This is a genomic window from Acidobacteriota bacterium (genome assembly GCA_033549365.1).
GTDB lineage: Bacteria > Acidobacteriota > Aminicenantia > Aminicenantales > Saccharicenantaceae > JAWSUF01.
The window spans coordinates 219,519-241,703 of sequence record JAWSUF010000004.1 but is presented as its reverse complement, the minus strand read 5'-3'; the positions used below and the strand labels follow the sequence as shown (position 1 = coordinate 241,703).

Here is a 22,185-nt window from a genome sequence, read left to right as displayed (position 1 = left end):
GGAAAAATTCCGTCAGAGAAGGAAAGGATTCAGAATTTGAAGGCTTTCGACTTTTTGCCCGTGTTGGAGATCTTCGGAATACAGAATGGGACACCCGGCCTGGAATGCCGAAGCCACGATCAGGGCATCATAAAACGCAAACTTCCACCGATCCGTGATCGTGATCGCCTGATGAAAAAGATCCATTCCGGCAAAAACCGTGCAGAGAGGTTCGAGGACCACCGTGAGGAATCGCTGGGCATCGGCCGGGGTCAAGGGCTTTGAAAATTTGAGCAGGGACGCGTTTAGAAATTCCTGTACGACCTGAGAGCTGATGCAACCCCGGGAATCCGATAACGCCTCGCCGACCAAGGCTCTGGCCCGGTCGCGTTTCCCGGGATTGTCATCATCGAACGTATAGATGAGGATGTTCGTATCGAGAAAAAACTTAGCGCTCATTCAACTCATCTCTCGAAAACTTTCTTCCGGGGCGGGCGTAGGTCAAAGCATTCATGAAGGATTCATAATCGGCGGTTTTTACGCTTCCACTGACATATTGTCGCAACCAGCGGCGGAAAACCGCATTCAACGTCGTTTTTTCCCGCCGGGCTTTTTCCCGGGCCTTTTCAATCATGACTTCCTCGGCACTGAGCGTGATGTTTTTGAGCATCTCACGAATCTCCTTAACTACACTATTTTCGTGTACACGAGATTCGTGTTTTTGTCAAGGACGGCTTGAATCGCGGCCATTGACTATCAATACAAAGGACGGTCAGGGGCGCCGGTTTTTCTCATGTCACCGGAACCCACTCAGGCCGGGATTTCCGGGAGACAGAAGGAGACGGACAGGCGCTCACCGCAGGCGGCACAGCGGATTTCGGCGGTGAGCTTCTCGCATTTGATTCCGGATTCCGTATCCCAGGCGATCCGCCAACTCCGGCCGCAGACTCCACAAACGGCGGGAAGAACAAGCCGGATTTCCAGGGTGGCCCCTTGGGTTCCCGGCTTCGGAATGCGGATTTTCCGGATTCGGAACCGGCGGCCGTGGATCTCTCCAAGTTCGGCCAGCAACCGGCGATAAAAAACGAGGGCGGCTGAAGATTTCTTCTCGGCCAAATGTCGGCCGGCCTTCGTTCTCATGTTCGAAGGCAGACATGAGGCATAAGTCAATTCCCGGCTCAGGGAATGGACGATCGCGTCTTCAAGACCTCGTCCCCGAAGCGTTGACTTGATGAAAAATCCGGCCACCCCGACAAGCCCGGCTTTGGCCAGAAAATCGGCGTCGTGGACGGCCGAAGCAAGACGGTTCCGCCGGCCGCGGGGATTGTAAAGATCCCGGACGGCTTTGGCGACTCTCCGGGTCAAACTCGGAGATGCGCCTGAAGCCGGAAGCATGGACTCGGCAAGTCCGGCCGCCGCTTCCTCTTCGGGCTCATTGTTTTCGTGGTAACGTCCTTCGACGAACTTCCCGGCATCGTGGAAAAGAGCTGCCGCTGCGGCGGCCAGTGGATCGAGCCCCTCCTCCTCGGCGATACGAAAGGCGATCTCGACGACAAGGACGGTGTGTTCCCAGAGATAGCTGTGGGAGCCGGAATCAAGCCGGCCGTCGAAGGCTCGTTCCGAAGCGGTGATCGTCGAGCGGATGTTTTCCACGAGCCCGGGGAGGCGATTCGATAGATAGTCAATAATCATGAGCCCCCCCCATTTTTCAAGCTTGGCAATTTTTTTATCTTCTTTATTTTCTGATAATTGCCAAAGCCAAGCAACAGTTCACCAATCAAGGCTAGACAGGAGGGCGGCGTGCATGGCGACGCCGTCGCGGAGGTTTTTGATCCGCAGGTTTTCGTTCGGTCCGTGCTGGTTGTTGTCGTGGTTGGCGATGGGCAGGAGCGCAATGGGAATGCCCAGCAGGCGGTCGAAAAGAGGCATGGGAATGCTGCCTCCGAGAGCGGGCATGATGACGAGGTCATCGCCGACGACACCGGCCAGAGTGCGCACGAGCGCCTGAGAGAAAGGGGCGTCAAGAGGCGCCCGGTAGGCGGGATATCCTCCCTCCCATTCCAGGCGGATCAGGCGGGGCGTATTCCGGCGCATCCCGTCATGGGGGACGTCCCGGACGATCGTCCAGCCGAAGTTCCGGATATGCGCTTCGACGAGGTCGCGGACGCGTTCGGGTGTTTGGTCGGCCACCATCCGGAAATCGACTGAGGCCGCCGCCTCGGTTGGAACGGCGTTAGCCGCTTTTTCCCGGACTCCACCGCTCGAAAGGCCGCGGACATTCAATGCGGGCCGCATGATGAGTTCCTCGAGTCGGGCATCTCCCCCCTCGCTCCAAGCCAGGGCGAATTCATGAAGAAGGCTCTCCTCAACGCGGGGAGCCTTATCGATCGCTTCCCTCTCGGACGCGGTCAGGGGGCGGACATCGTCATAATAACCGGGGATCAGGATTTTTCCCTGTGGATCTCTCATGGAAGAGAGAAGACCGGCAAGTTGGGCTGCAGGGTTGGGCGCCCAGTTGCCGTAGTGCCCGCTGTGGAGGGCGCGGTTCGGGCCGAAGACGGTCATTTCCAGCCCGCTAATGCCGCGGGCTCCGAAGACGATCTGAGGCCTCCGGGTCTGATGAACCGGGCCGTCGCAGAGAAGCATGGCGTCGGCCTGGAAAAGCTCCAGGTTTTCCTTGAGGATGGATTCAAGATGGGGAGATCCGATCTCCTCCTCGCCGTCGAAAAGAAGTTTGATGTTGACCGAAAGCGGAACGCCCTGGGCTTTGAGATTGTCGAGCGCCGCAAAAAAGGCCACGATGGTTCCCTTGTCGTCGCTCGCTCCGCGGGCATAGATCCGCCATTCGTCACCTTCCGTCCCCGCGGGGAGCTTCTCAAAAGGAACAACGGGAGCGCCGTCATCAAGTCGTCCCGATCGAAGAACCGGGATCCAGGGATCCGACGCCCAACGGGACGGGTCGACGGGCTGACCGTCGTAATGAGCATAAATCAGAAGCGTCCGTTCGGCGCCGGGAGATCGGATTTCCCCGTAAACGACCGGAGGAGCCTCAGCGAATTCGAGGAGCCGGGTTTCGATGCCCCGGCGGCGCATCATGTCGGCCAGATGCTCGGCGTTCCGCCGGATATTGGCCGCATCCGAAGCGACATTGGGAATCGCCAGGAATTCGGCCAGCTCGGCAAGAACGGGATCGACGCCCGGCGCGGCCCAAGGGGGTCCGGATGGCGAAGTCCTGCAGGCCGCAACAGTGCAGAGAAGTGCGCAAACGATGGCCGGGATGGCAAGAGACGCCGGCCGGCCCAATAATCTTCCGGGCTTGTTATTCATATCCGCCTCCCCGCCCATTCATAAGTCATACCGGCCCTGCTGTCAACCATCTCCTGTTGCCTGACCCGCAGTCCCCATTTTCCCCTAACGGCCGAGGAGAGCGTCTGCATCGCGCGATTCTCCGGCTTGACACGCGTTCATCATGCGGCATATGATTTTTTATGGCCGGGCCGGCGGACGACCCGGAAATGATGAAAAAGGGGATCGAAATGTCCGGACTAAGAAAAGGGGTCGGCGTCTCCGTGTGCCTGGCTGTCGCAGGAAGTGTTTTCCTGCACGCAGCGGTACAGATGACGCCGGAGCAGATTTCGGAAAGACCGGTCTGGGAAGCTTTTTTGACAAAAGCGAAAATCGTCGGAGCGGAAAATCTCGGCGAAGGAATCACGCGGCCGAAAAAGTTGACCCTGAAAAAAGACGGCCTTGAGAATTGCGGCGTCTGGAAAAGTCCTACAGGAGCGGGCAGCGGGACCTACGACAAATGGGAGTGCGAGATCGCCGCCTATCGGATGGACAAGCTTCTCGGATTGAACATGGTTCCTCCCACGGTCGAGAGAAGCTACCGCGGACGGAAAGGCTCCCTTCAGCTCTGGATCTTCCGCTGCACGAGCGAACTCGCCAGGGTTGAGAAAGACATCCCCTATCCCCCCGAAAAAGCCGAGCGCATAGCCAGAATGCAGTATCTCCAGAGAGCCTTCGACAGCCTGATCGGCAACGCCGACCGGACTCTTCAGAACCTGCTGTGGACCGAGGACTGGAGGCTGATCCTGATCGATCATTCGCGGACCTTCCGTTGCGGATCCATGCACGAAGAGCGTTTGATTTACGGAAAAAACGGACTGCGCGGGGATCTGCATTTTCACGAGCTTCCCCGGTCGTTCGTCGAACGTGTCCGAAATCTGACCTTTGAACGGATCCGGCAGGCCGTCGAGTTTTACGCGAATTATCGCGAAATCGAAGCCATCCTCAAGCGCAGGGACATCCTCATCGGCGAAATCGACGAGATGATCGCCGAACGCGGAGAAGCCGCCGTTCTTTATTAAAGGATCCTGTCGATTGGCGACCGCAGTTTGACAGGCCGGACACCGTATGTCAGGATGAATCGCCATGTGTGATTTTTGCTGCCACTCCGTCTGGTCGTTTGTGACCCCCTTTATCGGCGGAATCTGCAACTGCTCCCTCCCCGGCTGCCTGGCCATGAGGACGACCCTGTCCCACAAGACCCCGGTCATGTTCCGGTCGGAATACCTGGCCCGGGTGGACGACGGGAAATGCAACGGTTGCGGCGCCTGCGTCATGATCTGTCCGTTCGACGCCTTCCGGCCCCACGAGAAGAAAGCCAAGGCTCTCATCGACTGGAAAAAATGCTACGGTCGCGGCGCCTGCCGTTCCGCCTGTCCGCGCGATGCGATTGCGCTCGTCGACCGCGCATCCGTCCCGGAGGCGACCGCCCTGTGGCTTTGACCGGCCGGGGGGTCATCATGCCATGATATGGAAGCCGCTCCTGTCTTGACTAACGATTGGGCGCCTGTTTTTAGGGTAAAAAAGATGTGCCGGCCAAGCAACAAAATCAAGATGACGCTCGTCGTTCTGGCCGGAGGCGGAAGCCGGAGGATGGGGACCGACAAGACCCGGATTTCCGTTGCGGGCCGGACACTTCTCGATCATGTCCTGAACCAGGTCCGAGACCGATTCGGAGAGATTCTGATCTCCGTTTCCCCGGACAGCCCGTCCGAGGTCTCCGGGTTTCCATCCGTCCGCGATGAACGCAGCGGATTCGGACCCATGGAAGGCATCCGCCGCGGCCTCGAACGAGCCGCTCACGAAACGTGTTTTATCCTGGCCTGCGACATCCCCGACATCGATTTCGGCCTCGTCGAAAGGCTGTTGCGGAATTCCGGACACACGGACATCACCGTCCCCGTCTCACCGGACGGAACCGTCGAGCCTCTTTTCGGAGTTTACAAACAAAGAGTCTGGACGGAAGCGGAGAGGCTTTTATCACAAGGCCGGCGGAGTGTCCTGGCTCTTCACGACGCTCTCCGCACGATTCATATTCCGATAACGGCGGAAGAAAAACTCCTCAACCTGAACACCCTCGCGGACGTAAAACACTATTTATCCGCTCGATAATGCCCCGGCGGACATCTCTCGCCGTCGATTTGTCCTTGCTTGGCTTCGGCAAACCGGAGAATCGCTTGGCTCAGAGTTCGGAGAGTTCGATGACGTTCCAGTTTTCATCCACCCACAAGGCGATGACCGGAATGTTTTGAAACAACCCGCGGAGATATCGTACGGCGGCGGCCAGATGCCCCATCTGGTCGTCTTTGCAGGCCGGGTTGCCGCAACAGTCGTGGTGTCCGGCCAGGGCAATTCCGACGGAGGCATGGTTTTCCACCGAGATTTTCAGGCGATTGAGAATGGATTGAACCGCGACGGGATCGTCCCGTTCGGCCAGGATGCGATTCGGACCCGGCTCCGTGATGGAGTCGACGCAATCCGTTTGAAAACGCCGAAGGAGATAGGTCAAAACCGGCACCTGAACGCGGCCATCCATGCAATTGACGGCCGTACAGAAGGTTTTCATGTTCATTATTCCTTTGGTCCAATGATCAAAAGTTGATCATGAAACAACCGGAAGAGGAAGTCAACTCCCTCAAGTTTTGTGGGGATCGTGAAGACCGAGCGAGCGGGCCAGGAGGCGGATCGTCCCGTTCATGAGATGGGCCGCACCACGATAGAAGGATGTCGAGGCATGATCGATAACGGCCTTCGCGAACCGACCCGCCCACAGGAGGAGATGTTGAGAAAGAAAATCGGCCGCGCCCCCGGCCGCCCGGCCGCAGAGCCAGGCCAGGAAGAGAAGTTCAAAGCCGATGTGATCGTCCGGAACGGTGTTCTTGTCCGGAACTTCGAGACCGTGGCCGCGGTAGATCTCCCGGACTTCGAACGTCGTATCCTCGAACATCAAGCGGTCCTTTCCCCGATAGACGGACTCGAAAGGCGGGGCAAGAAGGCGTCCGCCCGCAAAGAGATCGACGTAATCCGCGGCGAGGTCCTTCCAGCCGCCCGAGGCGGCCGCCGTCAGCCCGTTTTTCATCATGGCCAGTCCGACCGCCGCATCACAATTCGCGGGAAGGGGCCAGTCATCGAGAAGTTCTTCCGAAGCCGTCCTTTCCAGGAATTCTTGGTCCGGCGGTTCCAGAAAAACCCGTGAGAGAAAAAGAAAAGCCGTCTCGAAGGAGGCGGCAAGTTCGGCATAAGACGGTTCGCGGTCTGAATCCGGAGTGCCGGTCATCGGCTGTAGGGTCCGACCGCGGAATAGAACAGAAGACGGCCCATCGTCTCGGCCATGATCGCCAAAGCCAGAGCGGCCGGGATCAACCGGCCGGACCAAGGAATTTTTTGAAATAATAAGGACAGCGAGACGGCCAGGCCTCCCAGCCCCAGTAGAGCGATCCGTAAAAAAAACACCGGTTGAAATGCGGGTGAAGGTGGTCTGAGAGAAGGTGTCTCACGCCATCCGAGAAGGCCGGCTCCAGGCGCGTACAGGACGGCGGTTGCGGCGGCGGCCGCAAAAAAAACGAGAGCGGCCGCAAGCCATCGGGGATCGGGCCGAATAAAATGCGCGGCCAGAGTTCCCGTCAGGGCCGCCGTCAGGACAAAGGAAAGCGGCGTATAGGGACTGTTCCAGGCCGGAACCGTGGGCAGCATATAAAGCCGGATCATTGAGAAAAGAAACAGAGTTCCGGCGACGGCGGCGAAACCGGCGACGGCGCGGGCCGCCGGAGCCCCGCCGTAACCCCGAAGTTCGAGACCGGCCAAAATCCCCAGCCCGCCCAAAAAAACAAGCTCGCTCAAGATTTCCCGGCTGAGCCAGGACGACCGGATGTTATTCAGGGCATTGACGGCTCGAAAGGGCCGGCCGAGATGGAAAAACGAAACGGCGGCGGCCGCGGCCAAAACGGCCGCGACGACTATCAGCAGCAAAAGGCGCGTGTTCCGCGTTGCGGTTTCGCCCGAGCGACCGGGAAAAAGATAGAGCGGCAGAACGGCGACGAGAAAAACGCCCGCGGCCGTCTGGCCGAGAACGGTGAAAACGGCAAGCGGCCATTCCCGGAGAAGCACTCAGACTTCCTCCCAGTTGATGACATCGACCGCCGCACCTTCGGCCCGGGCGCAGTCGCGATGGGGACGAATGACCAGGGCGGGTTCGGTCTGATCTTCTTCGGGAAGAGGGAAAATGCGGCCCGTCCCGCCGTACTTTTTTTTGAGGTCGTCGAAATCGCCGAAGTCAAGGGCGCGGCCGGGACAGGCCGCGACGCAGGCCGGCGGCTCTCCCGCATCGACGGCGTCGACACAGAAAGTGCACTTCGTCACAAGACCCGTGGCGGCGTCGAATCGCGTGGCCCCGTAAGGACAAGCCCATTCGCAATACCGGCAGCCGATACAGAGCGTCGTGTCGAGGAGGACAAGGCCGTCCGGTCTCTTTGTGATGGCCTTGGTCGGGCAGGAATCGGCACAGAGAGGATTCCGGCAGTGGTTGCAGGCCATCGAGATGTTGTAAGCCAAAACCCCGTGTTCCCAGGCCTTTCCCTTCGGGGTCCAGACGCCGCCGCCGACCTCGTAGACACGCCGCCAATGGATTCCGGCCTTGAGATCGTGACGGTCCTTGCAGGCGACCTGACAGGCCTTGCAGCCGCTGCAGGCCGCGGCGTCGAAAAAGAATCCCCATTGCTTGACGGCCGTCATGTCTTTTCCGCCTTTTCGACCTGGACCATGATCGTGTGCTGGGCGTTTCCGAAAGCCAGGGGTGTCCAGCGCTCTGAACTCAGAACGTTGACGGATCCGCGACGGTCGACGCCGTCCGGTCCGGGCGTCCACCAGGCGCCCTGGGGAATGGCCACGACGCCGGGCATGATCCGGGGGGTGATTCGGCAGGGCAGCACGACGGCTCCCCGATCGTTATAGACCCGGACCGGATCTCCGTTCGAAATCTTGCGCGGGGCCGCATCCAGAGGATTGATGAACAGGCGCTGGGGGAAGGCCTCCTCCAGCCAGTCCAAGTTCTCCATGGTGGAATGGACGCGCGAGAGATAGTGGTGGCCGACGGCCGACAACGGATATTTTTCCGCTTCGGGACCGAAGGGACTTTCCCATTCCTGAATATACTTGGGAACGGCCGGGATTTCGTCCGGTTGATTCATGTCGTGAAGGCGTTTCGAGAAGATCTCGATTTTCCCGGACGGCGTCGGCAGGGGATGCTTGACGGGGTCCTTCCGGAAAGCCTCGAAAGCGACGGCGGGCTTGGTGACGGGGACGGAGTAAACGCCGAGATTTTTCTCCTCGAACTCTTCCAGGCTCGGCAGGCCCGGAAACCGCGTTTTCCGGTAATAGTCCAAAGACCAGCGGATCCAGTCTTTTTCCGTCCGGCCCTCGGTGTAGGCTTCACCAAAACCCAGGCGCTCGGCGATCCCGGCGCAGATGGCATAGTCGCTTTTCGTCTCGAAGGGCGGATCGACGATCCGGGGCATCAGAATGACCTCGTCGCCGTATTTCCAACCGTCCTCAAGCCCCCAGGTTTCGAATTGGGTGCAAACCGGAAGGACGAGGTCGGCGAAACGGGCCGTCGGAGTCAGAAAATTGTCCTGGACGGCCAGGAATTCCACGCGGCTTTCGTCCTTCAGGATCTCGGCCGTCCGGTTGACGTTGCCGTGCTGGTTGACGATGGCGTTCGAGGCCACGGCATAAATGAGCTTGATGTCGGTCTCCAGACGCTCGGCGCCGCGAAGACCGTCCTCGGGGCCCATGCCTTTGCCGCGCAAAACCGCTTCGGTCCAGAGGTAGGACGGGATCATGGCCCGAACGGGGTTGCGCCCGGTCGGAAAAACCAGCCAGAACGGGCCGCCGTCGGGGGCCTGAAGCGCGATGCCGCTCGCCCATCCGCCGGAGATGCCGACGTTCCCCGTGATCGCGGCCAGAACACAACCGGCCCGGACGACCTGCTCGCCGTAGGCTCGCCGCTGCATCCCATAGCCCTGGTAGAGAACGCCCGGCTTGATCGTGGCGTATTCACGGGCGATGCGGGCGATGGTCGCCCGAGGTATCCCCGTCAGCGGCTCCGCCCAGTCGGGCGTCTTGGGAACGCCGTCGCGCGTCCCCAGGATGTAGTCCTTGTAACTTTCGGCGCCCTCCGCGCCTTCAGGCAGGGTTTCGGCATCGAAGCCGACGCAGTGGGTTTTGATGAACGCCGCGTCGACCAGATTTTCCTCGATCATGACATGGGCCATGGCCGACATCATGGCCGCATCCGTTCCCGGGCGGATCGGGATCCATTCGTCGGCCAGGGAGACGGCGCTCAGGGTCATGCGCGGATCGATGCAGACCGTCCGGGCTCCCTTTTCGCGCGCTTTCCTGAGAATGTACTCCGTGTTCGTTCCGTCGCGCATCTCGGCGGGGTTCCAGCCCCACATCAGGATGTAGCGCGAGTTCAGCCAGTCCTGGCGCTGGTTGCCGGTGACGGACGTTCCGTAAACATAGGGCGTCGCGGCGGAGATGCAGGCCCAGGAGTAACTGTTGTAAAACCCCAGGCAGCCGCCGAAAAGATTGAGGAGCCGCTGGGCCGTCTGGCGGCCGTTCGTCTGGTTGTAGCTTCCCGTCCCGTAGGGCACATAAAGGGCTTCGTTCCCATAAGCGTCCCGGATTCGCCGGAGTTCGGAGGCCATAAGGTCCAGCGTCTCGTCCCAGGACACCCGTTCGAATTTCCCCTCGCCGCGTTTGCCGATGCGGCGCAGGGGGTATTTAAGCCGGTCCGGATGATATTGGCGGCGCCGGTAGGCCCGGCCCCGGATGCAGGGTCTGAGTTGGGGATCGTCAACCCCGTCGTATGGCCTGTCGTCACCATCGATTCGGACAATGACGCCGTCTTTCACGGTGACCCGGAGAAGACAGCGCCCGCCGCAGTTGTGGGAGGGACAGCCGACCCGGATCATGCGTTCGGTCGAGGACCCGCCGACCGGGATCTCGGCGGAAGCGGGAACAAACAATCTCTTCGAAGCCGAGGCGCCTTTCACGGCGACCGCGGAGGAACCGACAAGGGCGCTCCAGCGGAGGAAACTCCGCCGGCTCATGGGGGCAAAATCAATGTGACGCTTCAAATCAAAAATTCCGCGGCCAGCGCGGCCGCTACCAGAGCGAGGGCGACCGCCGGGCTTTTGCGGACGGCCGGACGAAAAGCCTGTTTGCCCGGAGAAAGGATTTCGCATGCCGCAAAAGCCGGAACGGCGCCCGCAATCCCTGCGGCAAGAACAAAAACCGGGATTGAAAGAGTCGAATCGGAAATGTTGGCGAATCCCCACCACCGGCCCTCGGCCAGGGCCAGCCCGGCATAAAACAACCGCCAGGAAAGGGACACCGCAACGAAAGCGGAAAACGGCAGGGAAAAGCGACGATTCCCGGCCACCGCGGTGATACCGGCGAAAGCCAGGGATTGGAGGAGGATGGCCCGGGCCGGGTTGACGACCGCAAAGACATCGACGGCGGGAATCAGCAGGCCGCCGAGCTTCACGGAGGCGGCCGCCGCCCCGCAGATCAGAATCGCCTGCAGGCGGCCGGTCTCACGCCAGGCCCGCATCATGAGGGCCGCGCCGATCGGAAACATGATGAGAGCGGGCAGTCCCGGGATGCGGGCCATATGCAGGACATGACCGAAGGTCGCCTCGAAAAGACCCCAGGCACCGCCCCAGAAAAGAGCGGGCCAGATCAACGCATTCCGTTCCGGATGTTCATCTTTCATGATCATCCCTTTTCCGCAGGCTTTCCGATCCCGGGTGGTTCATCACCGCCGAACCGAAAAAATGCAGCCGTCTTCCCGAAGGCTCAACCGACCTGGGTAGTCAGGAAGATGGGAAGGGTCATGTGGCCGATCTGATCCTGGACCTCTTCAATCTCGTCGACATGCTGGTCCTCATCCTTGAGGATGTCTTCCAGGATGCCGCGCGTGGCAAAATCCCCGACGTCTCCGGCCAGCTTGATGGCCTTGTTGTAAGCTTTGATGGCGTCGAACTCGGAGGCCCGGTCGCTGGCGAACATCTTCTCGATATCGGACCCGATATGGAGCTTTTTGAGTTCGCTGACGATCGGAATGCCTTCGAGGAATAGGATGCGGCCGATGAGCTTTTCGGCATGCTTCATCTCGTCGATGGCCCGTTTTTCGATGACCTTGTGAAGCTTGCCGTAACCCCATCCTTCACACATTTCTGAATGGACCATGTACTGATTGATGGCCGTCAGCTCGTCCGCAAGAAGAGAGTTCAAAACCTCGATGAGCTTCTTATCGCCTTTCATGAATACCTCCTGCATGAATCATTTGCGTTGACGGTATTTTAGCCGTTCGGACGGGACATGTAAAGTGCCCGCCAAGTTCGAATTCTTTTGTCAGAAACGAATTTTTTCTGTATGATGGCGTTTCTGATATTTCCAGCGGGACGTGACGCCATGAAAACGACATCCCCGGCTTCGGCCGCCTCTCCCGAAACCGCAAACGGCCTGCGGCGAACGCTGGGCCTTTTCCCTCTGACCAATATCGTCGTGGCCAACATGATCGGCGCCGGGATCTTCACGACTTCCGGACTCCTGATGAGGGATCTCCGGGATCCCGGCTTGATGCTTCTTCTCTGGGCCGTCGGCGGACTGATCGCCCTCTGCGGCGCTTTGAGCTACGGCGAACTCGGCGCGGCTCTCCCCCACGCCGGCGGCGAATATGCCTTTCTATCGAGAATCTATCATCCGCTCCCCGGATTTCTGAGCGGCTGGGTTTCCTTCTTCGTCGGCTTTTCGGCTCCCATCGCCGCCTCGGCCATCGGATTCACGGAATACCTCGTCCGGGCCTTTCCCGGGCTGCTGCCCGAAGGGACGGTCTCTTTGGTTGGGAAAAAAGCCCTGGCCATCGCCGTCATTCTCGCCTTCACGCTCCTCCACACCCGGGGATTGGAACTCGGCACGCGCGTCCAGAACTTCCTGACCATTCTCAAAGTCGCTCTGGTCGTCGGTCTGGTCGCCGGCGGATTCGCTCTTGGTAAGGGAAGTCTGACGCATTTGACCACAGGACCGGGGCCGGGCACGGGCTTTGCCGCCTGGAAGACGGCCGGGCTGTCCCTGATGTGGATCCTCTTCGCCTATTCCGGCTGGAACGCCTCGGCCTACCTCGGATCCGAAGCCAAAAATCCCGCCCGCAACCTCCCCCGCTCGCTTCTGCTGGGAACGGGGCTTGTGACGCTTCTCTATCTCTCGCTCAATCTCTTTTATGTTTATGCCGTGCCGCCCGGTGAGATGGAAGGCGTCATCTCCATCGCGGCGCTGGCCGCGGGAAGTCTTTTCGGTCCGGCGGTTGAAACCGTGATCGCCGTCTTTGTCTCCTTCGCTTTGTTCTCGTCGCTGAGCGCCTTCATCATTCTCGGACCCCGGGTCTATTACGCCATGGCCCGGGACGGCCACTTCTTCAAGTCTCTGGCCGTCGTTCATCCCAAGTTCGGCGTCCCGGCCCGGGCCATCCTTCTTCAGGGAGCGATCGCCTCGATCATGGTCCTTCTGGGAACCTTCGATCAGCTTTTAACCTACATGGGTTTCTCGCTCGGCCTCTTTCCCCTTCTTGCGGTGTGGGGTGTCTTCAAGTTGAGAAGGAAGGGCCACCGCCTGTTGAAATTCCCCCTGTTTCCCCTGGCTCCCGTCATCTATCTGACCGCCGGTGCCGCCGTTCTCATTCTGTCCTATTTCGAAAGGCCCTTCGAATCCTCGCTGGCCGTTCTGACGGTCCTGTTGGGCGTCCCGGTTTATCTGTTTTTCCGTAAATCCCGTTCCCGAAAGGATCTTTCATCAAGCCCCTGACTGTGATATAAAAGGAAAGGATTTCCCCCGGAGGTTGACATGACTGAAAAAAGGAAAGTTCTCGTCATCGACGACGACCCCGCCATCAATGAATCCGTAAAGGCCATTCTGGACGGAAACGGCTACACGACGGAAACCGCAATCAGCGGCAAGGAAGGTCTGGAAAAATTCCGGGTCATGAAGCCGGACATTGTCCTCTGCGACATGATGATGGAGGACGTGGATGCCGGAGCCAAGGTGGCCAAGGTCCTCAAGGACGAGCGTCCGGATGTCCCGGTCTACCTCCTGAGCACGATCGGAGATGCCACGGCCCGAAACATCAATCCGGCCGATCTCGGATTCAACGGCGTTTTTCAGAAGCCCGTCAACTTCGACGTCCTTCTCTCGGTCCTGGCCAAGGCGCTCCCGAAATCCTGAATTCCGGCGCCGGACTTCATGAATCCAAGTCCCGCCGAGGTTTTTGTCCGGAACCCGGACCTTGAGGCCTTCCGGAAAACGCTCGTTTCATTCAACGGCGATTTTCCCTTTGAAACCGAGGACATGATCCGGCTGGGCGAAGCTTATCTCAAGCGTTACCCCGAACGCTTCCACGACAGAGACATGGCCGCCGTCCATATCGGATATGCTCTGGTCCGAATCTGTGTCATTGAAAAGATGGTCCGGAGTTTCCCGGCGGAAAAGCGGGATCTGCTCCGTGCGGCTTTTCAGGAAATCGCCCGAATTCCCGCCGCCATCGCCGAAATCGCCGCCCGCTCCGGCCTCCGGGAAGCGGAGCGCGATGCCGCCAAACTGGCCTCCGAACTCGACAGCATCAAAGCGTCCGTCGAGGAGATTCCGAAGGGCATGATCAAGGAGCGGTTCATGGGCGGCATCAGCGCCCTCTATAATATCCTGTACCTCGTGCGCTTCCACCTCGCCAAACTCACCCTCTCCTCATGATATTTAATCAGGGGCAGCCCGAGGCATCTGCAGCGACCATGTTCGGGTTCATCCTGATCTCTTCATTAAAATGCCGCAGAGCTTCCTATTTAAAGCCGGCATTTTAACCCTTCAGGCGATCCGATTCGGCCACATCTGCCTCGTTGCGAAGGGTTCGCAGTACTGAAGAGTACAGCTTCACCCTCCGCGCCTTGCATCTGCAGCCGCCTCAAATCGTGAATAGATCATGATGGCCTTTACGAGGCGTTTCGGGAGGGAACCCTGGTTTTGGGCGCCGAGGATGTCTGAGCTTGAACCGGCCATCGGATAAGCGGTCTGATGTGTTAGATATCCTGAAGACTCACGCTCAAATGTGCGAGTTCCGCAGGCGCCTCCCGGAACGGTGAGTAAACGGCGTGAAAAACCCGGTTTTGCTTTACAAATCCTCCTTTCTATGTTTAAAATACCTCTCAAGCCGATAATCCCGTTCTCCCTTTTCGGCGGAGAACACTCCGGATTTCGGCATGAGCGTCCGGGATGAGTGCCGGAAAGCCATTATTTGTAACAGTTTCAAACTTCCCACCGGACGAAATCACAGAGGAGCATGCGGCATGACCTACAAACCGGGCGTATGCAACTTCTGCGGCACGGGCTGCGGACACAACCTCAGAGTTGAAAACGGGTCCATCACGGGGGTTTTCGCCTCCCCCGGGCATCCCGTCGGCAAGGGCCGGCTGTGTGTCCGAGGCTGGCATATCCATGAACTTCTGGGGACAAAGGAGCGCATTCTCCATCCTCTTGTCCGGAGAAACGGACATTTCGAGAAGGTCCCGCTCTCCGAAGCCCTGGATCTGGTCGCCGACCGCCTGGGCGGCTTCGCCGGATCCGAAGCGGCCTTCTGGGCGTCTCCCCGCGCTTCGAACGAGGACATCTATTCCCTGGTCAAGCTGGCCCGTTCCGTCCTCGGCTCGAACAACATCTCCCTCCTTTCGGACGACGGCCACCGCGAGGCGGTCGACGTTCTGGGTGGAAGCTGCGGAATCCCAGCAATGCCGGGCTCGCTGGCCGACATCGCCAAGGCCGACTTTCTCCTTGTCGCAGGCGCGGACATCACACGCCAGAACCCGATTGTCGGGAGCGATCTTCATCTGGCCGCACTTCAGGGCGCGGACCTCGTGACGATCGGGGCCAGGCGGACCCAAATTGCGGAACTCAGCCGCACCCACATACAGAACAAACCCGGTACAATCGCCCTCGTTCTGGCTGCCATGGCCAAGACGCTCATCGAGGACGGCCGGGCCGCCCGGGAGTTCGCCGACAACCGCAATTCGGGTTTCGAGGCCTTCGCCGAATCGCTCCGGGGCCTGAACATGCCCGATATCGAACGTCTGACCGGATTGAGTTCCGATGACATTCGCGGCGTCGCCCTCCGGCTGGCCGGAGCGAAGCGGGCCATGGCTTTCTTCTCTTCGGGGATTTCCGGCCTCGACCGCGACACGATCGCCGTGCTCCACAACCTGTTTCTTCTCTCCGGACATGCCGGCCGGGAAGGCTGCGGCATCAATCCCATCACGGGCATCTGCAATATCGTCGGCGGCTACGATATGGGCGCCGTTCACGACCTCTGGCCGGGTTATGCCCCGGTCGGGGATGCCGCGGCCGCGGAGCGCCTGAAAACCGTCTGGGAGAAAGCGCCGACAACGACCGCCGGATTCGAAGTCAACGCCTTACTGGCCGATCCCGAAAAAAAGCTGAAAGCCCTCGTGGTCATGGATCACGATGAAGACACCGGCCGTTTCGCCGAACGGATCCGCAGCCTCGATTTCGTCGTCTATACAGGAGCCTACGCCAATCCGTTCCTGGAATCGGCCCATGTCGTCCTTCCCGCAGCCTCTTATGTCGAAACAGACGGCACCTTCACCAACACTGAACGGAGAATCCAGCTCAGCCGGGCCAAAGCCGAGGCTCCGCCGGACGCGCTGCCGGCCTGGCGGATCTTCAGCGAAATCGCGGCCCGGCGAAAACAGGACTGGGGCTTCCGGTCGCCGGAGAATGTGATGCGGGAGATTGCCAAAGTCGTCCCGGCCTATTCCGGAGTCACCTATGCGAAACTCGAAAAAGATTTCGGGATTCAGTGGCAAGGCGCCGGAGCCGGGACTCCGGCTTTCGCCCCGATTTCCGGTGCTTTTCAAGTCCCGGAAACAAGCGAGGAGTATCCCTTCCTTCTTCTGACGGGTGAGGCCAATCACTTCTGGCATCGGAACACCATCATGCGCAGAACCCAGATTCCCATGCGAGAGTACAACGCCCTCCTTCTTCTTTATCCCAACGGGTTCGTTGAAATCGCCGAAGAGGACGCCAAACGCCTCGGGCTCCGGGAAAGAACCCCGGTCTCCCTGACATCCGCCGAAGGCGCTCTGACCTCGTTCACCCGAATCTCCAAAGCCCTGAAACCGGGAGCGGCTTACGTCCCCTATTTTCTCCATGAGACGATCGCCCGGCTTCTGCCCTCCGCATGGGGATCGTCCTCCCGGGGAGAGGACGCCGCCGTTCCGATCCGGATCGAAAAGGTGTGACCATGAACATCCTCGAGAAAAAAAAGGTTCCCGAATTCATGGCGGCGCTGGCCGCGGACTATGACCTATACGGTCCGATCGTTCATCCCGATTCGAAAGACGTCCTCTTCGACAGGGCGGCCGACCCCGGGGACATCGCCCTCCAGGCCCCCATTCCTTACAACCCGGCCAAGATCCCCTTTTTCCCCCAGCGCGAATCGATCCTCGGCTATACCTATGATCGCTCGACCGGAGATGTGCGGATCGCGCCGGCCGATCTTGTCCGGCCCAAAGCCCTGGTCGGCATCCGTTCCTGCGATTTGACCGGGCTTCTCTGTCTCGACCGGTTCTTTCTCGGACAGGAGTTCGTCGATGACGTCTTCAGGGACCACCGCCGCAAAACCTTCATCGTCGCCAACACCTGTGTCCGGCCCTTTCCCCAGTGCTTCTGCGTCTGCACGGACAGCGGCCCCTCGGCCCGGGAGGGCTTCGACATCAACCTCACGGAAGCCGGAGATGTCTATCTCGTGGAAGCCGGCAGCGAAAAGGGCGAGGCTCTTGTCCGGAAGCTCGAACTTCCGGCCGCGGATGAGGCCCAGACGGCCCTCAAAGATAAAATCGTCGACGGATCCATCGCCCTCTTCGACGAGGTTTCCCGGGAAAACAAAGCCTGGATCTCCCGGGCGACCAACCGTCTGACGACGGGCTTCATCCGAAACGAGGTCTGGGAATACATCGGAAAACAGTGCTTCGAGTGCGGCGCCTGCGCGTTCACCTGTCCATCCTGTTCCTGTTTCAACATCGAGGATCTCAACGGGCCTGACGGGACGACGGACCGCTGCCGGACCTGGGATTCCTGCTCCTTCGAGGGATATACGAAAATGGCCGGCGATCACAACCCCCGCCGCCCGGTCGAGGACCGCCGCAACAAGCGTTTCTTCTGCAAGCTGTCCTATTCCCAGTCCCGGAAATACCTCCGCCCCGGCTGTGTCGGCTGCGGGCGGTGCGTCCGCGTCTGTCCCGGCGACATCGGCCTGCCCACGGTCGTGACGGCCATCCGGCGGGAGATCACGGAGTAAACGCCCATGAATGCCAAAACAGAAACCGCCATCGTCACCGTCCCAGAAATCGCCGTCGTCGATGAAATCAAGGACGAGATCGACGAGGTCAAGACCTTCTATTTCCGGTTCGTCGACGAGGCCGCCGGCCGGAACTTCCGCATCCGGTCCGGCCAGTTCATCATGTGCACCGTGTTCGGAGCCGGGGAGTTCGCCGTATCCCTGCCTTTCAGCCCCGAAAACGACCGCCTCCACCTCTCGGTCCGAAGCGTCGGCAAGGTCACCCGCGCCCTCCACGATCTCAAACCCGGCGACAAGATCGGAATCCGCGGTCCCTTCGGCAACGGCTTCCCGTTCGAGGAGATCAAAGGAAAAAACATCATCTACGTCGCCGGCGGCATCGGCCTCATCCCCCTTCGCTCCTCCATCGTCCACGTTCTGCAGCACCGGGACGAGTTCGGCCGGATCCTTCTCCTTTACGGCGCCCGAACGTCAAAAGACCTGATGTATACCTATATGATCGACAAATGGCTGAAGACGGACGGATTCGAAACTCACATCGCCATCGACAATCCCGAGCCCGGCTGGACCAAGCACGTCGGCTTCGTCAACACCCTCGTCGAGAGAGCCGGCATTCCCGTCAAGGACACCGTCGCCTTTGTCTGCGGCCCCCCGGTCATGTTCAATGCCGTGATCCGGGATCTTCTGAAACGGGGACTGAAAGATGCGCACATCATCTCGACGCTCGAACGTCACATGAAGTGCGGCATCGGCAAATGCCAGCACTGCGCCATCGGCCGAACCCTGGTCTGCACGGACGGCCCGGTTTACACCTACAAACAGATCAAAACGCTGGGGGAACAGATATGAGCCCGAATGCAACCCTCACGCCCTATCTCTTCGCCGCCTTCGGCATCCTGGCCGTTTCGGCCGGGATCGCTCCGTTTCTCGCAAAAAACAAACGCCTGGCCGGAATCGTGAATTTCCTGGCCGCGGCCGCCTCCGGCGGCCTGATCGTGACGGCGGGGTTGAAAGCCGTCGGCGGAGCCTCGGCCGGTATCGAAACCGTCCGTCTCGGACCGCTGGCGCTGCCCTTCCTCATCGACGGCTTTTCCGGACTCTTCCTGATCGTCATCGGTGTCATGGCGGCCCTGAGCGCCCTCTATTCGATCCGCTACATGGAACACTACGAAGACTACGGGGCGGGCGGCTATTATGCCGCCTTTCCGCTCTTTATTCTGGGCATGGCCGCCCTGGTGACGGTGGACGATCTCTCCACGGGGTTCACGATCGCCTGGCAGATCATGACCCTGGCCTCTTTCTTCCTGATCCGCTACGAACACCGAAAAAAAGAAAACGTCAAGATCGCCGTGACTTACCTCGTCCTCATGGAAATCTCCTGGCTTCTCGTCGTCGCCGGGGCCTGGTTCGTCAACGGCTACCGGTTCGGGGAGGACACTCACGCCATCATGGCCAAAATGGGCGGGACGTCTCCGGGATCGCTGGCCGCCTTCGCCGCCTTTCTGCTTGTCGGCTTCGGCATCAAAGCGGGCGTTTGGCCCCTTGGCCGGCTCTGGCTTCCCGGGGCCCATTCCGTGGCTCCGTCTCCGGTGAGCGCGCTCCTGAGCGGCGTGATGCTGAAGACGGGCGTCTATGGCCTGATGCGGACGTTTCTTTTCATGGCCCCGAAGGCGGAAGAGAATTTCGACATCCGCGCCTGGGGAATCGGCATCGCCGCCCTCGGCACGATCACCCTTTTCATCGGCACCGTCCAATCCGTCAAACAGAGCGACGCCAAGAGGCTGCTGGCCTTCAGCTCCATCGGCCAGATCGGCTACATCGTCCTGGCCTCGGGCCTCGTGCTTGTTCTTGCTCCTTCGACCGACGCGGCGGCACAATATTTGGCCGTCATCGTCGCGGTCGGCGCGATGTATCACATCGTCAATCACGCCGTGTTCAAGGGCCTTCTGTTCATGACGGGCGGAAGCCTCCTTTATGCCACGGGAACGAAAGATCTCAACCGGCTCGGCGGTCTGATCACGCTCATGCCTCTCACCGCCGTCCTGGCCGGGATCGCCTCCCTCTCAATCTCGGGCATGCCGCCCACAAGCGGTTTCGCCAGCAAATGGTCGATCATCTCAAGTTCCCTTCTGGCCGGCCGGAGCGACGCGGCTCTGCTGTTTTTCGGGATTGTCGCCCTCTTTACGAGTGCGGTGACCCTGGCCTGTTATGTCAAATTCTTCGGCATGGCCTTCACATCCTCGGGGACGGAATGGACGGTCAAAAAGACGGTCCGGGAGGTCCCGGCGGCCATGCTGATTCCCAAAATCCTGCTCGCCGCCATCTGCGTGATTCAGGGACTGTTTCCTCTTCTCTTTTACGGCCTGTTCGGCCGGGTCTTCGCCGCATCCAAGGGATTCATCGCCGAAAACTCCTTATCCGTCATGGCCGGGGACGGCATTCTCCGTCTTTCTCTCTCGGGCATCCGGTTGAGATATCCGCCCTCCCTGCCCCCTGGGGAAATCGCGGCCGCTCTGAGCCCTCTCATTCTCTTCGCCGTCTTTCTTGGTGCCCTGATTCTGGCCTTCCTCCTGAAACGTGCGGGGGGAGCCAAGGATGTTCCGGCTCAGACATGGCTCTGCGGCTACAAGGAACCTGAAAACATCAATCGCTACGTGGACAAGAGCATGTTCGCAGCCTTCAAGAAGCTGTTCCGCTGGACCGGAGGCGAACCGCAGGATCATGAAACTCTTCCGGTCGACCATCGAGGAGAACCATCATGCTGACGCCGGACACCTTGAAAAAAACGCTGGAGACGGAGTTCGGCACGTCCGGACTGACCGTCGACATTCCTCTTCCCCACCGCGTCTATCTCGACATCCCGAGAGAGCACCTCCGGGCCGCCGCGGCGCGGCTCATCGGACTTGGAGCAAGATACATGGTCGGGTTCGGCGCGGACAGCATCGAACGCGACGGTACGCTCCCCCTGATCCACACTTTCGCTTTCGACCGGGACGGAATCCTGGCGGCCCTCCGGACATCGGCCCCCGCGAACGATCCCGTGTTCGACTCCATCACCCCGGACATCCCCAATGCGGGCTGGACGGAGCGGGAATGCGCCGACCTTCTCGGCATGACTTTCAAAGGCCATCCGAAACCGAAACGCCTGATCCTGGCCGACGACTGGCCGGAGGGCATTTATCCGCTGCGCAAGGACGTGCCCCACAATCTGGTCCCGCCCGCAGCCGAGGACGTCGCCTACCAACTGGACGAAGCTCCACCCGGAACGACGGTCGTTCCCGTGGGGCCCTTTCACGCGAGTCTTCATGAACCGGCCCATTTTGCGGTTTACGTCGACGGCGAAACCATCAAGGGCTGCGACTATCGCGGATTCATGACTCACCGCGGCATCGAAAAACTCTGCCAGACGCAGGTCAGTTACAACGAAATTCCCTTTGTGGCCGAACGCATCTGCGGCATTTGCGGTTCCGTCCATGCCGCGGCCTACGCCCAGGCCGTCGAGGAAGCCGCCGGACTCAAGATTTCCCGGCGGGCCGAATTCATCCGGACCATCCTGCTGGAGATCGAGCGGCTGCATTCCCACCTCCTCTGGCTCGGCGTCGCCGGCCATCTCATCGGTTTCGACACGCTGTTCATGCAGGCCTGGCGGATCCGGGAGCGCATCATGTGGCTTTCGGAGCGCATCACCGGCAACCGCAAAACCTACGGCATGATCGTGATCGGCGGCGTCCGCCGGGATATCACCCCGGAGATCGGAAGAGAACTCCGCGAAACCCTCGAAACCGTCGAAAAGGAGGTCCTCGAAGTCAAGGCGGCGGTTCTGAAAGACACGTCCATTCACAAGAGAACCAAGGGCGTCGGGTTTCTTACGGAAGAGCAGACCCGCCGCTGGAGTCTGATCGGGCCGGTCGCCCGGGCCCGCGGCGTGGACATCGACGCCCGCCGCGACCATCCCTACGCGGCTTATGACGCGGTCGAATTCGCTGTTCCCGTCATGGACAGCGGCGATGTCTGGGGCACGGTCGTCGTCCGGATCCTCGAAGTCTTCGAATCCGTGAAGATCATCCGGCAGGCCCTGGACACCATGCCGAACGACGGCCCTCTGCTCACCGAATTCTCCGAAATCCTCCCTCCTCTTCGGCACGGCATGTCGACCGTCGAGGCGCCCCGCGGCGAATCCGTCCACTACGTTATCACGGGCGAGGAGAACCGGCCCGAGCGCTGGAAGGTCCGGGCGCCGACCTACGCCAATCTTCAGGGCGTCCCCGACATGCTGCTCAACAACCAGTTCGCCGATTTTCCCATTATCCTGGGCAGCATCGATCCCTGTTTTTCCTGCACCGATCGCGTCGTCGTCATCGACATGAAGAAGAAGTCCCGGACAATTCTGGACCCAAGCGGCCTCGAAAAACTCGCGAGACGGCCGCGGAGCCGGAGGAGATGAT

General features: G+C 60.0%; 22 protein-coding genes. 11 read left to right on the top strand and 11 right to left on the bottom strand.

Features of this window, described 5'->3' with window-relative positions; translation table 11 throughout:
* Positions 1-12 precede the first annotated feature (12 nt).
* The 4 genes from SCM96_08435 to SCM96_08420 form a co-directional block, all read right to left on the bottom strand.
* Positions 13-438, bottom strand: coding sequence for a PIN domain-containing protein (locus SCM96_08435; GenBank protein MDW7760651.1), 426 nt, complete (start codon positions 436-438; stop codon positions 13-15).
* Positions 428-649, bottom strand: a complete 222-nt coding sequence (locus SCM96_08430; protein MDW7760650.1) for a hypothetical protein — start codon at positions 647-649, stop codon at positions 428-430. The genes SCM96_08435 and SCM96_08430 overlap by 11 nt, the downstream gene beginning before the upstream one ends.
* Before the next feature lie 140 nt (positions 650-789).
* The gene (locus SCM96_08425; GenBank protein MDW7760649.1) at positions 790-1,671 is read right to left on the bottom strand and encodes an HD domain-containing protein; all 882 of its coding nucleotides are present in this window, start codon (positions 1,669-1,671) and stop codon (positions 790-792) included.
* 78 nt (positions 1,672-1,749) lie between these two features.
* Positions 1,750-3,306, bottom strand: coding sequence for a M20/M25/M40 family metallo-hydrolase (locus tag SCM96_08420; protein MDW7760648.1), 1,557 nt, complete (start codon positions 3,304-3,306; stop codon positions 1,750-1,752).
* Between the two features lie 335 nt (positions 3,307-3,641).
* On the opposite strand from SCM96_08420, the gene SCM96_08415 reads away from it, so the two are divergent.
* The 3 genes from SCM96_08415 to SCM96_08405 all read left to right on the top strand — a co-directional run bounded on the left by SCM96_08415 (position 3,642) and on the right by SCM96_08405 (position 5,436).
* Complete coding sequence (locus SCM96_08415; GenBank protein MDW7760647.1) at positions 3,642-4,346, top strand: hypothetical protein; 705 nt, start codon at positions 3,642-3,644, stop codon at positions 4,344-4,346.
* A 64-nt stretch (positions 4,347-4,410) separates the two neighbouring features.
* Positions 4,411-4,767, top strand: a complete 357-nt coding sequence (locus SCM96_08410; GenBank protein MDW7760646.1) for a 4Fe-4S binding protein — start codon at positions 4,411-4,413, stop codon at positions 4,765-4,767.
* 84 nt (positions 4,768-4,851) lie between these two features.
* Entirely contained in the window at positions 4,852-5,436 is a 585-nt protein-coding gene (locus SCM96_08405) for a molybdenum cofactor guanylyltransferase (GenBank protein MDW7760645.1), read from the top strand.
* A 70-nt stretch (positions 5,437-5,506) separates the two neighbouring features.
* Here SCM96_08405 and SCM96_08400 read toward each other — a convergent pair whose 3' ends face one another.
* From SCM96_08400 to bfr, 7 genes are all read right to left on the bottom strand, one after another.
* Positions 5,507-5,890 (bottom strand): carbonic anhydrase, encoded by a 384-nt coding sequence (locus SCM96_08400; protein ID MDW7760644.1) that lies wholly within the window; start codon positions 5,888-5,890, stop codon positions 5,507-5,509.
* Between the two features lie 69 nt (positions 5,891-5,959).
* Positions 5,960-6,601: a molecular chaperone TorD family protein gene (locus SCM96_08395; protein ID MDW7760643.1), complete on the bottom strand. Its 642-nt coding sequence runs from the start codon at positions 6,599-6,601 to the stop codon at positions 5,960-5,962.
* Positions 6,598-7,431: a DmsC/YnfH family molybdoenzyme membrane anchor subunit gene (locus tag SCM96_08390; GenBank protein ID MDW7760642.1), complete on the bottom strand. Its 834-nt coding sequence runs from the start codon at positions 7,429-7,431 to the stop codon at positions 6,598-6,600. Before SCM96_08390 ends, SCM96_08395 begins: the two co-directional genes overlap by 4 nt.
* Positions 7,432-8,055, bottom strand: a complete 624-nt coding sequence (locus SCM96_08385) for a DMSO/selenate family reductase complex B subunit (protein ID MDW7760641.1) — start codon at positions 8,053-8,055, stop codon at positions 7,432-7,434.
* Positions 8,052-10,460, bottom strand: coding sequence for a DMSO/selenate family reductase complex A subunit (locus SCM96_08380; GenBank protein ID MDW7760640.1), 2,409 nt, complete (start codon positions 10,458-10,460; stop codon positions 8,052-8,054). The genes SCM96_08385 and SCM96_08380 overlap by 4 nt, the downstream gene beginning before the upstream one ends.
* Positions 10,457-11,098: a hypothetical protein gene (locus SCM96_08375; GenBank protein ID MDW7760639.1), complete on the bottom strand. Its 642-nt coding sequence runs from the start codon at positions 11,096-11,098 to the stop codon at positions 10,457-10,459. The genes SCM96_08380 and SCM96_08375 overlap by 4 nt, the downstream gene beginning before the upstream one ends.
* Positions 11,099-11,181: 83 nt before the next feature.
* The gene (gene bfr, locus SCM96_08370; GenBank protein ID MDW7760638.1) at positions 11,182-11,649 is read right to left on the bottom strand and encodes a bacterioferritin; all 468 of its coding nucleotides are present in this window, start codon (positions 11,647-11,649) and stop codon (positions 11,182-11,184) included.
* A 150-nt stretch (positions 11,650-11,799) separates the two neighbouring features.
* Between bfr and SCM96_08365 the strand changes: the two genes are divergently transcribed.
* The 8 genes from SCM96_08365 (at position 11,800) to SCM96_08330 (ending at position 22,184) form a co-directional block, all read left to right on the top strand.
* On the top strand, positions 11,800-13,188 hold the full coding sequence (locus tag SCM96_08365; protein ID MDW7760637.1) for an amino acid permease: 1,389 nt from the start codon (positions 11,800-11,802) through the stop codon (positions 13,186-13,188).
* A gap of 39 nt (positions 13,189-13,227) precedes the next feature.
* Positions 13,228-13,605 (top strand): response regulator, encoded by a 378-nt coding sequence (locus tag SCM96_08360; GenBank protein MDW7760636.1) that lies wholly within the window; start codon positions 13,228-13,230, stop codon positions 13,603-13,605.
* An 18-nt stretch (positions 13,606-13,623) separates the two neighbouring features.
* Positions 13,624-14,127 (top strand): hypothetical protein, encoded by a 504-nt coding sequence (locus SCM96_08355; protein ID MDW7760635.1) that lies wholly within the window; start codon positions 13,624-13,626, stop codon positions 14,125-14,127.
* Between the two features lie 590 nt (positions 14,128-14,717).
* Positions 14,718-16,682, top strand: coding sequence for a molybdopterin-dependent oxidoreductase (locus SCM96_08350; GenBank protein MDW7760634.1), 1,965 nt, complete (start codon positions 14,718-14,720; stop codon positions 16,680-16,682).
* Between the two features lie 2 nt (positions 16,683-16,684).
* Positions 16,685-17,740: a 4Fe-4S dicluster domain-containing protein gene (locus tag SCM96_08345; GenBank protein MDW7760633.1), complete on the top strand. Its 1,056-nt coding sequence runs from the start codon at positions 16,685-16,687 to the stop codon at positions 17,738-17,740.
* 6 nt (positions 17,741-17,746) lie between these two features.
* Positions 17,747-18,589 (top strand): FAD/NAD(P)-binding protein, encoded by an 843-nt coding sequence (locus SCM96_08340; GenBank protein MDW7760632.1) that lies wholly within the window; start codon positions 17,747-17,749, stop codon positions 18,587-18,589.
* A complete protein-coding gene (locus SCM96_08335) occupies positions 18,586-20,505 on the top strand; it encodes a proton-conducting transporter membrane subunit (protein MDW7760631.1) in 1,920 nt (639 codons plus the stop codon). Before SCM96_08340 ends, SCM96_08335 begins: the two co-directional genes overlap by 4 nt.
* Positions 20,499-22,184, top strand: a complete 1,686-nt coding sequence (locus tag SCM96_08330) for an NADH-quinone oxidoreductase subunit C (protein ID MDW7760630.1) — start codon at positions 20,499-20,501, stop codon at positions 22,182-22,184. The genes SCM96_08335 and SCM96_08330 overlap by 7 nt, the downstream gene beginning before the upstream one ends.
* The last annotated feature ends 1 nt before the right edge of the window (position 22,185 follow it).